Genomic DNA, 15,050 nt, shown 5'->3' on the forward strand with positions numbered 1-15,050 from the left:
GCAGCAAGCAAGCCGACGAGCGCAGCGAGGCGGCGACGGCTATTCATTCGGGCCGACTCCAAAGACGTCGTCGTTCTCGGTCGGGCGGCTTAGCCGCTGCTGCTCGGCACGCCAATCGCGGCGCATCTGCTCATCAAGCGGCAGCTCACGGCTCTGCATCGGGTCGGGCTGCGGTGTGCTGTGCTTCTGTGACCAGCGGCTACTGTTGCTGCGCTCGGTGTCGATACCGAGTTGTACCGGGACTTCGGGCAGGTAATTGCGGCATTCCTCCAGCTTCTTGCCACCATCCATTCGCCCCTTCAGGTGGTACTCGTGCCATTCCATCATTACCGTATCCTTCGGATTGCAATACCGCCAATCCGCAAACTGCCGCAGCCAGTTCATCTGCTTCGTGGGCAGCCCGTTCATGCCGACGTTCACGTCGTAAGCGAGTACGTGACGGCTGTGCGCCGGGTTGGAGAGGATGGTGGAGTGGTTGGTGGCGTTCATGTCCTTGACTTGGCGCAGGAAGTCTTCGCGCTTTTCCTGGTCGAACTCGCGGAATTCCTTGTATTCGTCGCCCGAGAGGTCACCGCCCGTCTTCATCTGCTCGACGGCGCCCTCATAGCGGTTATCTTTCTTGCGCCGCGCGAGTTGCCGCACGCTGGCGTTGTGTTCATAGCGCAGTGCGGCTTCGTCGGCTTCATCACCTTGGCCCGCGCTGCGGTACTTGTCGTAGACGTCTTTCGTGCGGGTGCGCGGGTTCAAGGCGTCGGTGTGCGACTCGGGGCCCTGGTTGAACTCGCCTTCGACCTTGCCTCTTGGCGAGGCATTGGCGCCGTCCGGCGGCTGTTTCCCGTCGCCCTCCGGCTGCTGGCCGGTGGGGGCGGTCTGCGGGTGATATAGGTGGATGGCGGTGGGCGCAATCGGGTTGGGCACCTTATGGGCATCGATGCGGACCGTCCAACCGTCGGGCGGGGTGGCGTTAACGGAGGCGTAGGGGGCTATCTTGCCCAGGGTCACCACCCGGACCAGGCCGATGGCGATCTCGTACGTCCCACCCAGGATGGTGGCGCCAACCTTGCCGGCAACGCCTTGCTGCTCGTTCGCCCACGTGCGCCCCAAATGAAAGCGCATCTCCAGCGGCTTGCGCAGCCAGAATTTACCGTCCGCGCCTTGAATGGCGTCGGCGCGGGCGGGCTTATCCTTGTCGTAGTAGACAAAATTCTGGCCTGGTGCGGCGCCCACCTTGAAGGTCTCGTCCTTGTACTTGCTGGGGTTGCCCTGGGCCCAGATGCGCTGGTACAGCACGCCGTCTGCATGCTGGAAGACGTAGGGCGTCTTGGCGTCGCGCATGTCGTCGTCTTCGCCGGTCAGCACGGCCTGCGGCAGGCCCATCCAGCCCATGCCCATGACAGTGGAGACGGAGATGACCTGGTCGTGGGGGTTGGCGTACAGGAAGACCCGCTTGTGCGTGGGGAACTCCTCCTGGTCCTTCTCCACATTCCACGGCTTGCGGTCGTTACCCATCAGGGCGTTGACACAGGCCGCGCTGGCCAGATTGCCCTGGCGCTTCTTGACGATGCCGAAGAAGGCGTCCAGCGTCTTGCGCCGCGAGAGCGTGGTAACGCGCCCGAGGTCGGTATGCTGGTCGTACTGGGCGAAGTTGTCAGCCCAGTTGGGTAGCACGCTGTAGGGCGGGTTGGCCAGGATATAGGTATCGGCCACGCCCTTGCCGCCGAACTTCTTGTCGCCGATGAAGGCGGATGCCAGGGCAACCATATTGCCCTGGCTGTGGCACACGATGGTCACGGGGCATTCCTTGCCGTTACATTCCGTCGTGTGCCGCTCGCGCACCTGGGCAACCAGCGCGGCAAGGCGCCATGCGGCGTGCGCACCGTAGTGCCGGGCCGGGCAGCCGTATACCAGGCGGCTGGCCTCGGTGTTCATCTGCTGGATCTGCAAGCCGGCGAAGAGATCGGTCACCGTGCCATTGCTCCACAGGTCGGGCAGCGCGGTGCAGCCGTTGGCGAAGGGGCCGCCGCCCCAGGCGTCGTCCTCGTCGAGCAGGATGTTGCCGCCAACGGACTTTAGGTCGGACTTGCTGGCGACGTAACCCCAGCGGAAGCGGATCACGGGGCTGGCCTCGGCGCCCTGCACGAACTCCTCAGGCTTGATCGCGTCTTCGGACCTGGGCCGGGTCAGGTAGCCATCGGGCGTGAGTTCGGTGCGGTACTTGGCAGCACGCAGCAGGTAAGAGAGGGGGTTGTCGGGCGGGTCATCGAAATCCCGGCGGCGCAAGCGCTCGTTGAGCCCTTGGCACAGGCCCTCTTCCGCTGCGTCGAACCATTCGCCGGTGGAGTTCACGCCGTGCACGAAGATGATGATGCCGGGCAGTGCGTTGTATCGCACCTCGCGCACACGGTGGGTAGGCAGCGTAATGTCGCTGGCGCTGGCAATGACGCCGGCCTCGGGGTTGTGGAAGCTGGATTGGCTCATGGTGCCGGTGCCTCAGTACAGCTTGGGCAGCTTGAAGGCCGCCTGCAGGACTTCGATCTGCTGTGCGCTCGAGAGTGGTGTCTGGCCATCAGCGGCAATGCCGTCGACGACGCTGCCGTCCGTCTTGGTCACGGCAAAGGGCGCATCGGGAATGGGCTTGCCGTCCGTGCCCCTGACCAGCGCGAAGCTGCGGCCGGCATCGCCCGAGGCGAACTCAGGCAGCACGCCGTCAATCCCCTGCGCCCCCGGCACGTCAAAGGCGGCGGTATGCATATGCACGCGCGTCGGCCCATAGACATCGACGCAGCCATCCGCGATGCGGATGCCGGCATTGCCGCTCATGAAGGTGATGCCGCGCTTGGCGTTGAGCAGGATGGTGCCGTCGGTGGCGGTGACCACCACATCGCTCTGTGCGTTGGCTTCGATGCTCGCTTTCTGCGCTTGCAGTACGAGGTTGCCCTGGTGGGCGATGCCCTTCCAGGCGCCGCTGTGCGCGAACAGGCTGATGCCGGTGCCGGCGTTGACCAGCCATTGCTGGCCGGCCGTGAACTGCTGGTTCAGCTTGGCGACCATGTCGATATGCTTGCCGGCGTAGCTGGTGAGCACCTGGGGCGTGGCCAGGGCTATGCCGGCCGGGGCGTAGGCGCCGAGCAGCGGCTGGCCTCCTTGGCCGGGCGCTTCCTTGTGGTTGTTGGCGCCGGCATCCCATTCCCGGACGGCCTGGGCTAGGCTTGCTTGTGGGCCGGTGTCGGTCTGCAGCGCTTCGTGCTGGCCGCTGTAGTCGCCCAGCGACCTGGCGGCTTCGAGCGCGGCCTCCATGCAGCGGATGAACTCGTCGCGCGAAAGGTGTCCGCCCACGGCGGCAACCTGCCCTTCGCTGGTGAGGAAGAGGCCGCGGGCGCCGCGCACGGTGCCTTGCCCGTCGGTGCGCAGGTCGAAGCCTTCGCCGCGCTTGTCCTTGCGCCCGGCGTTGTTCGGGACGCCGGTCAAATAGCCCAGGTTCAGTTGCGAGGTCTGGTGATCGGACGACAGTTGCGCCTGGATCTGGTCCTTGGTGTCATCCATCAGCAGATGGTTATGACGCCCGCCGAACAGCTCCTTGCTGCGGATGCCGGACAGCGCATGCTGCCCCGGCAGCGCCCATGGCGGCATGTTCATCTGGTTCGGGACCCGCCCGACGATCAAGGGGCAATCCGGGTCGCCGTTGAGGAAGGCGACGATGACTTCCTGGCCGATGCGGGGGATATGCATCGCGCCGTACTGATCGCCGGACCAGCCGTTGACGACGCGAACCCACGGCGAAGAGTTCTCGTCATACTTGCCGTAGCGGTCCCACTCGAACTGGACGGTGACGTCTCCGTGGTCGTTGCACCAGACTTGCTGGTTCTTCGGCCCCGTCACGACGGCCCGCTGCAAGCCGGACACGCGCGGCTTGCCCACGGTGCGCGGCGGACGGAACACCTCGTCGGCCGGGTGGGCTTCGAAGTCGACGCGGCAGTGGAACTGCTGGCCGCGGCCGGCCTCCGCTCCGGTGTCTTCCAGATCGAGTGTCGCGCCGGTGACGAGGAACTCGCGGTTCAACGCGGGGTTGTCGTGGTTGCTTACCTGGTAGGTACAGCCCGTCACGACACCACGCAGCGCGCCGACGCCGCGCGCGCGCCGCCCGCGGGCGCGGCGCTCTTCCATGCGGATGCGCGCCCGCGTGGCGCCCACATCCGGGTCAATGTAGTCGCCGGGGTATTCGTAGCGGTCGAAGCCGGCGAAGCGCGTATCGCGCGGCTGGCTGTTGTCGGTGATCAGGTTCGCCCGCGGCTTGCGGTGGTCGTAGTCGTTCAGCGTCACCTTGCCGGTGCGCAGGCGATGGACCGGATCGAAGCGGACCAGGTGTTCCTGGTCGATCTTGAACCCGCGCGGATAGATGGGCAGCGTGCGATAGGCCTCGCTGGGGAACTGGCGATATGCGCCCATTTCCGCTACCAGCACGAGCCGATGGTGTCCGCCGTCGTGTTCGAAGAAGTAGGTGATGCCGTATTCCTCGGTCAGGCGCTGGATGAAGCGGGCATCGGTTTCCCCGTGTTGCACCTCCCAGGCCAGCTTCGGGTAGACGGAGACGTCGAGGCGCTTTTCCACCGAGAAGGGATAGTCCGCCAGGACCTCGTCCAGGATCTCGATGACCGTCTTCCTCTGGAAGGGCTTGAAGTCCGAGGTCTGCGTAGCCAGCCATAGCCAAGGGCGCAGCGTGATGCGGTACAGCCGGTTCTCCGCGGCGCCTCCGACCTGCTCGATGTCGGAGATCAAGCCCGTGATTTCCCGCTGCCCCGCCCCTACCCCACCGAGCAGGCCGGTGCCCATGCCGTCGAGCTCGACCGTCACCGTCATCTCGCACCCGATCATGCCGTCCGGGTCGGCTTCGGCAAGATACTGCTCTGCCGCAGGCGAGACCGCGCGCAGGTCCACCTGGTAGGTGAACAGTTCGCTCAAGCCCTCATGACCGGACAGCCGCACGAATTCCAGCTGCGGCTGCCCGAGCAGGTCGGGAATGGCGGCGCTGGAGACGCTGACCGTCTGGCGCCGGCCCGGCATCCGGTTCGCCGCGTTGTTCGACGTGTTCATGGCGTGATTTCCCAGTGAAGGAAGCGGAGGAAGGGCGCCGAGCAAGGCCCGTCGCCATTGCCGGCGGCAGCAGCCATAGCGGCATGGCCCATGTCTTCACAGGCATGCCGGAAGTAGTCGGAGCGCAGTGGAATGGCCATGGCGTGGGCGGCGGAATGAAATCGGCGGCCTCGCCGGCCGGACAGATGGCGGCCGGCGAGGTCGGTCATGGCAATCAGAGCTCCTTGTTGCCCTTGATGTCGTAGCCCGCGGTCACGGCGCCGCCGCTGCCGCCCTGGGCGTTCTGCACCACATATTCCTGCTTCACCTGGGAGAACGACAGGGCCACCCGCTCGCGCATGCGCACTTCGTCATCCACCGAGCCCTTCGGCGACACCTTGGTGACGATCACGTCGGTCATGGTGAGCTTCAGGTATTCCAGCGGACTGCCGCCGGCCTTGCGTACCACCAGCACGGCTTCATTGATGTGCTTGCCGGTCAGGCAGTACTTCATCAGGTTGGGCGAAGCCCGGTCGATGAAGTGCTCGAAAGTGAGGTCCGACACGGTCGCCTTGCCGGCGCCGCCGCCGGAGCCAGCGTGCATGGTGGACTGCTGCTCGATGCTCCAGTCCCAGGCCAGCACCTCGATTTCGTTCTTGTGCGACGAATCCTGCGACTCGCCGTCGATACCATGCACTTTCAGGAAAATGTCCTGTGCCATTGCAACTCTCCTTCAGATGTAGACGGGTACTGCAGACAAAGGCCACAGCCGCTTCCTGGACCAGCCGGTAGGCGGACCGGGAGGCGGAGTCTGTGGGGATGGGGTTGGGATGCCTCAGGCGGCGTCCTTGACCGACGGAAGGCGCGCCACCAGGCGCAGCGAGACCGTCAGCCCTTCGAGCTGGAAGTGCGGACGCAGGAAGAACTTGGCGCTGTAGTAGCCCGGGTTGCCTTCCAGCTCCTCGACCACCACTTCGGCAGCGGCGAGCGGGCGGCGTGCCTTGGTTTCCTGCGAGGAGTTGGCCGGGTCGGCGTCAACGTAGTTCATGATCCATTCGTTGAGCCAGCGCTGCATGTCCTCGCGCTCCTTGAACGCGCCGATCTTGTCGCGCACGATGCACTTCAGGTAGTGCGCGAAGCGCGAGCAGGCGAACAGGTAGGGCAGGCGCGCCGACAGGTTGGCGTTGGCGGTGGCGTCGGCGTCGTAGTACTCGGCCGGCTTCTGCAGCGATTGCGCGCCGATGAAGGCCGCGTAGTCGGTATTCTTGCGATGCACCAGCGAGATAAAGCCGTTCTTGGACAGTTCGGCCTCACGGCGGTCCGAGATGGCGATTTCGGTCGGGCACTTGATGTCGATGCCGCCATCGTCGGTCGGGAAGGTGTGGCACGGCAGGTTCTCGACCACGCCACCGCTTTCCACGCCGCGGATGAGCGTGCACCAGCCGTACAGCTTGAACGAGCGGTTGATGTTGACCGCCATGGCATAGGCGGCATTGCTCCACACGTACTTGCGATGATCGGCGCCGTCGGTGTCTTCCTCGAAGTCGAAGGCATCGACCGGGTTGGTCCTGATGCCATAGGGCAAGCGCGACAGGAAGCGTGGCATGGCCAACCCCACGTAGCGCGCGTCTTCCGAATTGCGCAGGCTGTTCCACGGCGCGTATTCGAGGTTCTGGAAGATCTTGGACAGGTCACGCGGGTTGGCCAGCTCCTGCCACGAGTCCATCTGCAGCACGGATGGCGAGGCGCCGGAGATCAGGGGAGCATGGGCAGCCGCGGAGATCTTGGCGAGCGCGCCCAGCAGTTCGACGTCTGGCGGGGTGTGATCGAAGTAGTAATCGGCCACCAGGCAGCCATAGGGCTCGCCGCCAAGCTGGCCGTACTCTTCCTCGTAGACGCGCTTGAAGAACGGGCTCTGGTCCCAGCCGATGCCCTTGTAGCGGCGCAGGGTGCGGCGCAGTTCCTCCTTGGAGACATCCATCACGCGGATGCGCAGCTTGTCATCCGTCTCGGTGTTCGACACCAGGTGGTGCAGGCCGCGCCAGGCCGATTCCAGCTTCTGGAAGTCCTCATGGTGCAGGATCAGGTTGATCTGCTCGGAGAGCTTGCTGTCGATGGCGCCGATGATGGCTTCGATGCTCTTGTAGGCGTCATCGCTCAGGGTGAACGCGCTGGCGAGCGCCTGCTCGGCCAGCGTCTTGACGGCCAGGTCGACGGCCACCCGGGCCTGCTCGGTCTTGGGAGAAAACTCGCGGCTGATCAGCGCGGCAAAATCAGAGTGTTCAGCGGAATGCTCAGCGCTTGCTGCGGCTTGCTGTGGCTTTTGTTGGACGGATGCCATGGAATCCTCGATCGGTGAAGGGTTTCAGTGCGGCGAACAGCCTGCGCAGTCAGGACTTAGGGGCCTGGTCTTCGTCAGCCTTCGGCTTGGGTGCCTTGGCAAGGGACTGCAACAGTGCGGGGTCCTGCAGCAGCTGGTTGATCAGCGCCTCGGCGCCCGACTTGCCGTCCATATAGGTCTGCAGGTTGGCGAGCTGGGTGCGCGCTTCCAGCAGTTGCCGCAGCGCATCCACCTTGCCGGCCACTGCCGCGGGCGAGAAGTCCTCGATGCTCTCGAAGGTCATGTCGACCAGGAGCTGGCCTTCGCCGGAGAGCGTGTTGGGCACGGCGAACGCCACGCGCGGCTTCATCGCCTTCATGCGTTCGTCGAAATTGTCGATGTCGATCTCGAGGAACTTGCGGTCTGCCACCTGCGGCAGCGGCTCGGCGGGCTTGCCCGACAGGTCGGCCAGCACCCCCATCACGAAAGGCAGCTCGACGCGCTTCTCCGAGCCATAGACCTCGACGTCGTACTCGATCTGCACGCGCGGCGCGCGGTTGCGTGCGATGAACTTTTGCGAACTGTTCACAACGGACATGGATTTCCCCAGCGGGTTACAAGGACGTGCCGGACGGCTTCAGGCCGCTCTGGCTTCGGGACAATCCGGCCTGACAGGGTCGTGGCCGGGACGGTATTCGAGGTGGTAGGCGAGCCCGGCGGCATCGTCCGCTCCAGGCGCTGCCAGCCGGATATCGATGGCCGACAAGCGGCGCTTCTCGGACAAGGCCGACAACCACAAGCGCGCAAGCTGCGGCTGAATCGCCTGCTCGATGAAGCTGATCATCTGCCGGGCTCCGGTTTCCCCGGCCGGGCAGCGGACCGCAATGAACTCGGCCACGGCGTCGCCATAGGTGAGCGCGATGCCGTGCTGGTCGCGCATGCGCGCCACCAGGCGGTCCAGGTGCAAACGCACGATGCGGCCCAGGTTTTCTGCGGCCAGGGGCAGGTAGGGCACGACCACCAGACGGCCGAGGAAGGCCGCCGGGAAGACCTTGCGCAAGGCCGGCACCAGCGCCTCGCGCAAGTCGGCCGGGGATGGCATCAGGGCCGGGTCTTCGCAGAGGCCGGCGAGCAGATCCGAGCCGACGTTGCTGGTGAGCAGCAGGATCGTGTTCTTGAAATCGATGTGGCGCCCTTCTCCATCCTCCATGTAGCCCTTGTCGAAGACCTGGTAGAAGACCTCGTGCACGTCGGGGTGGGCCTTCTCGACCTCGTCGAGCAGAACCACGCTGTAGGGGCGGCGCCGGACGGCTTCGGTCAGCACGCCACCCTCGCCATAGCCGACGTAGCCGGGCGGTGCGCCCTTGAGCGTGGAAACGGTGTGCGCTTCCTGGAATTCGGAGAGATTGATGGTGATGAGGTTCTGCTCGCCACCGTAGAGGGCGTCTGCCAGCGCCAGCGCGGTCTCGGTCTTGCCGACACCGGATGGGCCCACCAGCAGGAACACGCCCACCGGCTTGCCGGGGTCGGCAAGCTGCGCGCGGGCAGTCTGCACGCGCTCGCCGAGCTGGGCGAGCGCACTCTCCTGGCCGATGACGCGGGCAGAGAGTGTCTGCGGAAGCCGCATCACGGTGGACACCTCGTCAGCGACCATGCGCCCGACCGGTATGCCGGTCCAGTCCGCGACGATCGCCGCGACCACTGCCTCGTCCACTTCGGTGTAGACGAACGGTGCGTCGGCCTGGACGGCGCGCAAGGCCGCGTCCACGTCGGCCAGGGAGCGCCCGTCGCCTGCGGGCGGCTCCTCCGTTTCCGCCATGCCCGTGCCGCTGGCCAGCGTCTGCATCAGCGCTTGCCTGCGCGCGACCAGATCGTTCGCCAGCATGCGCTCCTGCTGCCAGCGGGCTTCCACCAGCGCCAGGTCTGCATCGATCTGCGCGCGCCGGGCCAACGCCGCAGCGCTGGCGGCCGGATCGGGCTTGCCGAGGCCCGCTTCCTTGGCCAGCAGCGCGCACTCGGTATCGGCGGCCGCCAGTTGCTGGCGCAGGTGCTCGACCGCGGCCGGTGGAGCGTGATGCGACAGGGCGACCCGCGCACAAGCGGTATCGAGCAGGCTGATGGCCTTGTCGGGCAGCTGCCGCGATGGAATGTAGCGATGCGAGAGCTTCACCGCGGCACGGACCGCCTCATCGCGGATCAGGACCTGGTGATGCGCCTCGAAGGTCTCGACCAGCCCGCGCACCATGGCGACGGCCTTGGCTTCCTCCGGCTCCATGACCAGCAGGACCTGGAAGCGCCGCGTGAGCGCAGGGTCCCTCTCGATATGGCGCTTGTACTCGCTCCAGGTCGTCGCACCGATCGTGCGCAGGGCGCCGCGCGCCAGCGCCGGCTTGAGCAGGTTGGCGGCATCGCCCGTGCCCGCCTGGCCGCCGGCGCCCACCAGGGTATGGACTTCATCGACGAACAGGATCACCGGCCTGGAAGACGCGGCGGCCTCTTCCAGCACGCCCTTCAGCCTTGCCTCGAACTCGCCTTTCATGCTGGCGCCGGCCAGCAGCGCACCCACGTCCAGGCTGAGCAGCCGCACTTCCTTGAGGCTCGGCGGCACCTCGCCGGCTGCGATCGCCTGGGCGAGCCCTTCGATGACGGCGGTCTTGCCGACCCCGGCCTCGCCGGCCAGCAGCGGATTGTTCTGACGGCGGCGCAGCAGGATGTCCGTCATGGCGCGGATTTCGTGCTCGCGGCCGATCACGGGATCGAGCTCACCGGCGCGTGCCGCCGCGGTCAGGTCACGGCAGTACCGGGCGAGCGCGGACTTGCCCGAGGCCGCCTGAGAGAGCGCGCCGCTCGCTTCGCCCGGCGTGGCGGCCGCCAGGCCGCTGCCGTCGTAGGCAGCCTCCCGGCTCTCTGGCGATTGTGCTACCAGCGCCGGCACGGCTGCCACCACGTCATCGAACGGCAGCCGGGCAAACTGGCTGGACATCGCCAGGAGGGTGCGGCGCAGTTCCGGCGTCTTGAGCAGCGCGGTCAGCAGGTAGGCGCCACGCACCCGGTCGTCGCCGAAGGCGAGCGTCGCGTACACCCAGGCTCGCTCGATGGTGGACTCGACCTGGAACGAAAAGTCGCTGATCGAGGTGGCGCCCGCCGGCAGCGCCGACAACGCGCGGGCCAGATCGGCCTCCAATGCTGGCATATCTGCGCCAGCGTGATGCAGCATGCGCTGCAGGTCGCCGTCGGGCGCCTGCAGCAGCTGGTGCAGCCAGTGCACGAGCTCGACGTACGGGTTGCCTCGCAGCTTGCAGAACGCCGTTGCGCTTTCGATTGCCTTGAACAGGGTTGGATTGAGCCGACCGAACAGCGTCTGACGCGGAATATCCATTCGCCACCTTTTCGGATTTATCTTAATAGATGAACCACTATCATCCGAAGAACGCTCGGATTTTCCCCAACCTCCGAGAAATTGGCCGAATCATTGCGCACAAAAATCCTCAGGCACGATTCAGCTCACCACAGAAGGGATAGGGAATTGCATCGATCTTCACGAAAGCCGATCGATACTGCGCGCATGTTTGGCGTGCGGGCCTGCCAAGTCAATCACTTTTAACAAGTGATCACGAAAATAATACAAATTAATACATTCATCCATATAGCAGACGAAATCACATCTGATATTGGGAAGATTCAGAAATTGAATTTAGAATTTATTCATTCTTTTCCACCCCTACGCAACCGCTAAACTTATTATTTTTTTAATTCCTGACGGCAAGAATTTGGGATTATTATCCGCACCATCAGAAAGACAGACAGCACATACGAAAGCTCATGAGCGATAGGCAGCGCAGACCGGCTGGTGCGGCCCAAGGTCAGCCCGGCACCGCCCCCGCAAACGACAATCTGTGGCCACGCGATGCCTTGGATGCCGCCGGGCCAGACGCGACCGATCCGTTCTCGTCGGTGAGGCCGGTTGGCGGCGGCCTGACGCATGCACCTACGTCTGCACCCGCCAGCGAGCCAACTGACCCGCTTGATCTGCTCAAGCGCGAAGCCGAGGCCGCCTTGCGCGACCCTGCCTATGTCAGCGCGTACGCAAGAAGCCACCCGGGCGCGGCCCGGACCGCACCGGCCGAACTGAGTCCGCAACCCGCGCAGACGCTCACAAGCCAAGCCGGCAGTGCCGCCGGCCTGTTCGACATGCTGGACGGTTCCAGCCGGGAGGCCGCCATGTTCGGTCCTCTGGCACCGGTGGAGGCACATCCATTCTTTGCGGTCCCGCATGCGCCGGACGTCCTCCGGCTATTCGCCGGCGACATCGTGCCCCCGCAGCGGCGCGCCGTCGCGGCGCCTCTCACCCGCCGCGAGCATCACCTCGTCTCGATGGACAGCGCCTTCCGTCCGGCACCGGCGCAAGCCCAGGAGCGCGGTGATGACGCTTGATCCGCGCGTTCCCGGCCACCGCGATGCAAGCAGCGTCGCGACCCTCCTCGCGCAATACGGCTCGGTCGCCGGCGCCATTGCCGCGATGGAAGCGCGGGTGCGACAGCAGCCGGCAGCGGCCGATCCCCGCTGGTCCTTGTTCCAGTGGCTATGCGTCATTGGCGATTGGCCGCGCGCACTCAGGCAGTTGCAGGTTGCCGCGCAGCTCGCGCCTGACTTTGCGGCAACCGCTCTCGCCTGCCGGGAGCTCATCCGGGCAGAGGCGTTTCGTCAGGACGTCTTCACCGGCCAGCGCGAACCGGGCTTCCTGTTGCCAGCGCCGCGCTGGATGGCACACCTGCAGGAAGCCTTGGCCTACGTGCAGGCCGGTGATTCCGCTGCCGCCGATGCGAGTCGAGAACGAGCGCTATCGGAAGCCCCTGCCTCGCCCGGCACGCATGATGGCTTGCGCTTTGGCTGGATCACGGATACGGATACGCGGCTTGGCCCGACTTGCGAGATCGTGACCGCCGGCCGCTACGCATGGCTGCCATTTGCACAGATGCGCAAGCTCGAGCTTGCCGAACCGGCAGGGCTGCTGGACCTGGTGTGGCGGCCCGCCTGCATCACGCTGACCGACGGCATGGTCATCCGCGGCTTTGTGCCAGTGCGTTATCCCGGCTCGGAACAAGGTAGCGACGCCATCCGCCTGGCACGCGAGACGAATTGGACGGAAGCCGGCGAAACTGGCGTCATCGCGCTGGGGCAGAAGACCTGGATGACCGACGCGGGCGACGTGGCGTTCCTGGACATCAATACGCTGATCCTGGGCGAAGCACATGCATGAGCGCCGCCCTCCCCGCCGCCCCAATACGCAACTCCTGCCGACCTTGTTCGATCGCTTGCGGGACGATGCGCCCCAGCGCCAGACGGAAAGCGCGGACGAATACACGGTCACCCGCTCCCAGATGCGGGAGATCATCCAGCGCGACTTGACCTACCTGCTCAATACCAACAATCGCGAGGACGAGATCGACCGCAAGCGCTATCCGGCCGCGGCCAGTTCCACCCTCAATTTCGGCGTGCCGCCGGTAGCCGGCAGCTACCTGTCCAGGCATAAATGGAGCGACATCGTCATGATCGTCAGGCGGGCGATCCTGGATTTCGAACCGCGCCTCATCCCGGGCTCGCTGGAAGTGAAACCCTTGCTGCAAGAAGACGCACCGCAGCGCTACAACACCCTGGTATTCGAGATCAGGGGCCTGGTCCATATGGACCCTTATCCGATGGCGTTTACGGCGCAGAGTTCGCTGGATCTGGAAACCAGCCGGATGCACGTCCGATCGATCCACGCGTACTGAGACCATGGACCCTCAACTGCTCGACTACTACAACCGCGAGCTCGTCTACATGCGCGAGCTGGCGGGCGAATTCGCCCGCCAGCATCCCAAGGTGGCGAGACGCCTGGGCATGCATGGCATCGAGGTAGCCGACCCCTATGTGGAACGCCTGATCGAGGCCTTCTGCCTGCTGTCGGCGCGTACGCAGATCAAGTTGGACGCCGAGTTCCCGCGCTTTACGCAGCGGCTGCTGGAAGTGGTCTATCCGAACTATGTCGCGCCAACGCCGTCAATCGCCGTTGCGCAATTCCGCCCGAGCGATTCGAGCGGGAATCTCGTGCGGGGCGTGCCGATTCCGCGCGACTCGGATCTCGATGCTGCGCCGGCACCGGGTGAAAGAACGGCTTGCCGGTTCCGGACCTCGCAGCCGCTGACACTGTGGCCGGTCGAACTCACCGACGCGCGCCTCACTGGGATTCCTCCGGATATCCGGGGGCTGGAGCGGTATGTTCCCGCCCATGTGACGGTGCATGGTGCCCTGCGCTTGCGCCTGCGCTGCACGGGCGACGCCACCTTCGACCAGTTGTCCGGCCTGGACCACCTGCCCGTTTACCTGTGCGGCGACGACCAGATTGCAACGCACCTGTTCGAACTCCTGCACAGCGCCGGGGTGGCGACCCTGATCGGCCAGCCCGGGGCAATCGGCGAACGCCCCCACGCGGTGACGGAGGATGCCGTCAGCTATGTCGGCATGGGACCGGGCGAAGGCGCGCTGCCCCTGCAATGGAACACATTTCACGGGCACAACCTGCTGCACGAGTACTTTGCCTGCCCACAACGCTTCTATTTCTTCGGGCTCAACAAGCTTGCGCCGGGGTTCGGCCGGATCAGCAGCAAGGAAGCCGAACTTGTCGTACTGCTCTCCAAGCCACCCGGCCCGCTGGCCAGCCAGGTCGATGCCGGCCAGTTCGCGCTCTACTGCACCCCCGTGGTCAACCTGTTCCCGAAGCGCACCGATCGGATCGAGATCACGCCTGGGCGCGCCGAGTTTCATCTCGTCGCCGATCGCCAGCATCCGCTCGACTATGAGGTCTATGCCGTCAAGCGGCTTTCCGCGCAGGAGTCGCAGCAGAGTGCGCCTATCGACTTTCAGCCTCTGTTCGTGACGCTGAACAGCGATGAGGGAAACCACGGCCGCTACTTCTCGCTGCGGCGCGAGCGGCGATTGCTCTCGGAGCAGGCGCGCAAGTATGGCACTCGTACCGCTTATACCGGCACGGAAGTGTTCGTTTCCCTGGTGGACCAGAACGAGGCTCCGTACCCGGACAGCTTGCGATACCTGTCGGTCGAATCGCTGGTCACCAACCGGGACCTGCCTAACCTGGTACCGCGCAACGGCCTGCACGACCTCACCTCGGCCACATCGATCCCCGTGAATGGCATTGGCCTGATCCGGCCACCCTCGGCGCCTCGTCCGCCCTTTGCGGATGGCGAAATGGCCTGGCGGCTGATCCGGCTGCTTGGCTTCAACTACCTGTCGTTGATCGATCTGGAACATCGCTCGGGCGGCCAGGGCCTGCGCGACATGCTGCGGCTGTTCGCGCCCAGCGACGATCTCGCGCATCAGGGACAGATCCAAAGCCTGATCGGCTCGAAGATCCAGCCGGTCATGCGCAGGCTGCCAGGCAACGGCCCCTTGATTTATGGCCGCGGCATCCAGTGCCAGCTCACCGTGGACGAGGATGGCTTCTCGGGCATCAGCCCCTATCTCTTCGGGGTGGTGCTGGAACACTTCCTCGCCCGCCATGTCTCGGTCAATGTCTTCACCGAAACGGCGCTGCACTCGATGCAGCGCGGCCTCGTGCACCGATGGCCGGCCCGCATGGGTGGCCGCAGCGCCGTATAGC

The 15,050-nt window shown here is 65.2% G+C and carries 11 protein-coding genes; 4 read left to right on the forward strand and 7 right to left on the reverse strand.

Annotation, left to right across the window (positions count from 1 at the left end; all coding sequences use genetic code 11):
- Positions 1–39: 39 nt before the first annotated feature.
- From AC1Z3O_RS33370 to tssH, 7 genes are all read right to left on the reverse strand, one after another.
- Positions 40–2,478, reverse strand: a complete 2,439-nt coding sequence (locus AC1Z3O_RS33370) for a T6SS effector phospholipase Tle3 domain-containing protein (RefSeq protein ID WP_483521352.1) — start codon at positions 2,476–2,478, stop codon at positions 40–42.
- Positions 2,479–2,490: 12 nt separating this feature from the next.
- Positions 2,491–5,091, reverse strand: a complete 2,601-nt coding sequence (locus tag AC1Z3O_RS33375; protein ID WP_483521354.1) for a type VI secretion system Vgr family protein — start codon at positions 5,089–5,091, stop codon at positions 2,491–2,493.
- Positions 5,088–5,300, reverse strand: a complete 213-nt coding sequence (locus AC1Z3O_RS33380) for a hypothetical protein (RefSeq protein WP_483521356.1) — start codon at positions 5,298–5,300, stop codon at positions 5,088–5,090. The genes AC1Z3O_RS33375 and AC1Z3O_RS33380 overlap by 4 nt, the downstream gene beginning before the upstream one ends.
- Positions 5,301–5,305: 5 nt before the next feature.
- The gene (locus AC1Z3O_RS33385) at positions 5,306–5,791 is read right to left on the reverse strand and encodes an Hcp family type VI secretion system effector (RefSeq protein ID WP_483521357.1); all 486 of its coding nucleotides are present in this window, start codon (positions 5,789–5,791) and stop codon (positions 5,306–5,308) included.
- Between the two features lie 114 nt (positions 5,792–5,905).
- A complete protein-coding gene (gene tssC / locus AC1Z3O_RS33390; protein ID WP_483521359.1) occupies positions 5,906–7,411 on the reverse strand; it encodes a type VI secretion system contractile sheath large subunit in 1,506 nt (501 codons plus the stop codon).
- A gap of 49 nt (positions 7,412–7,460) precedes the next feature.
- On the reverse strand, positions 7,461–7,988 hold the full coding sequence (gene tssB / locus AC1Z3O_RS33395) for a type VI secretion system contractile sheath small subunit (protein WP_483521361.1): 528 nt from the start codon (positions 7,986–7,988) through the stop codon (positions 7,461–7,463).
- Positions 7,989–8,027: 39 nt separating this feature from the next.
- The gene (gene tssH / locus AC1Z3O_RS33400; protein WP_483521363.1) at positions 8,028–10,769 is read right to left on the reverse strand and encodes a type VI secretion system ATPase TssH; all 2,742 of its coding nucleotides are present in this window, start codon (positions 10,767–10,769) and stop codon (positions 8,028–8,030) included.
- Between the two features lie 443 nt (positions 10,770–11,212).
- On the opposite strand from tssH, the gene AC1Z3O_RS33405 reads away from it, so the two are divergent.
- The 4 genes from AC1Z3O_RS33405 to tssF are packed head-to-tail and all read left to right on the forward strand — an operon-like array spanning position 11,213 to position 15,049.
- Positions 11,213–11,824, forward strand: a complete 612-nt coding sequence (locus tag AC1Z3O_RS33405) for a TagK domain-containing protein (protein ID WP_483521365.1) — start codon at positions 11,213–11,215, stop codon at positions 11,822–11,824.
- Entirely contained in the window at positions 11,814–12,650 is an 837-nt protein-coding gene (locus AC1Z3O_RS33410) for a type VI secretion system accessory protein TagJ (protein ID WP_483521366.1), read from the forward strand. Before AC1Z3O_RS33405 ends, AC1Z3O_RS33410 begins: the two co-directional genes overlap by 11 nt.
- Complete coding sequence (gene tssE / locus AC1Z3O_RS33415; protein ID WP_483521368.1) at positions 12,643–13,164, forward strand: type VI secretion system baseplate subunit TssE; 522 nt, start codon at positions 12,643–12,645, stop codon at positions 13,162–13,164. Before AC1Z3O_RS33410 ends, tssE begins: the two co-directional genes overlap by 8 nt.
- A 4-nt stretch (positions 13,165–13,168) precedes the next feature.
- Positions 13,169–15,049: a type VI secretion system baseplate subunit TssF gene (gene tssF / locus AC1Z3O_RS33420; protein ID WP_483521370.1), complete on the forward strand. Its 1,881-nt coding sequence runs from the start codon at positions 13,169–13,171 to the stop codon at positions 15,047–15,049.
- Position 15,050: the final 1 nt, after the last annotated feature.

This window comes from Cupriavidus sp. 09_S30, assembly GCF_056930435.1.

Bases quoted from the DNA above. Each gene is read 5' to 3' on its own strand.
- AC1Z3O_RS33370 (WP_483521352.1), bottom strand. From the start codon at position 2,478: ATGAGCCAATCCAGCTTCCACAACCCCGAGGCCGGCGTCATTGCCAGC.
- AC1Z3O_RS33375 (WP_483521354.1), bottom strand. From the start codon at position 5,091: ATGAACACGTCGAACAACGCGGCGAACCGGATGCCGGGCCGGCGCCAG.
- AC1Z3O_RS33380 (WP_483521356.1), bottom strand. From the start codon at position 5,300: ATGACCGACCTCGCCGGCCGCCATCTGTCCGGCCGGCGAGGCCGCCGA.
- AC1Z3O_RS33385 (WP_483521357.1), bottom strand. From the start codon at position 5,791: ATGGCACAGGACATTTTCCTGAAAGTGCATGGTATCGACGGCGAGTCG.
- tssC (WP_483521359.1), bottom strand. From the start codon at position 7,411: ATGGCATCCGTCCAACAAAAGCCACAGCAAGCCGCAGCAAGCGCTGAG.
- tssB (WP_483521361.1), bottom strand. From the start codon at position 7,988: ATGTCCGTTGTGAACAGTTCGCAAAAGTTCATCGCACGCAACCGCGCG.
- tssH (WP_483521363.1), bottom strand. From the start codon at position 10,769: ATGGATATTCCGCGTCAGACGCTGTTCGGTCGGCTCAATCCAACCCTG.
- AC1Z3O_RS33405 (WP_483521365.1), top strand. From the start codon at position 11,213: ATGAGCGATAGGCAGCGCAGACCGGCTGGTGCGGCCCAAGGTCAGCCC.
- AC1Z3O_RS33410 (WP_483521366.1), top strand. From the start codon at position 11,814: ATGACGCTTGATCCGCGCGTTCCCGGCCACCGCGATGCAAGCAGCGTC.
- tssE (WP_483521368.1), top strand. From the start codon at position 12,643: ATGCATGAGCGCCGCCCTCCCCGCCGCCCCAATACGCAACTCCTGCCG.
- tssF (WP_483521370.1), top strand. From the start codon at position 13,169: ATGGACCCTCAACTGCTCGACTACTACAACCGCGAGCTCGTCTACATG.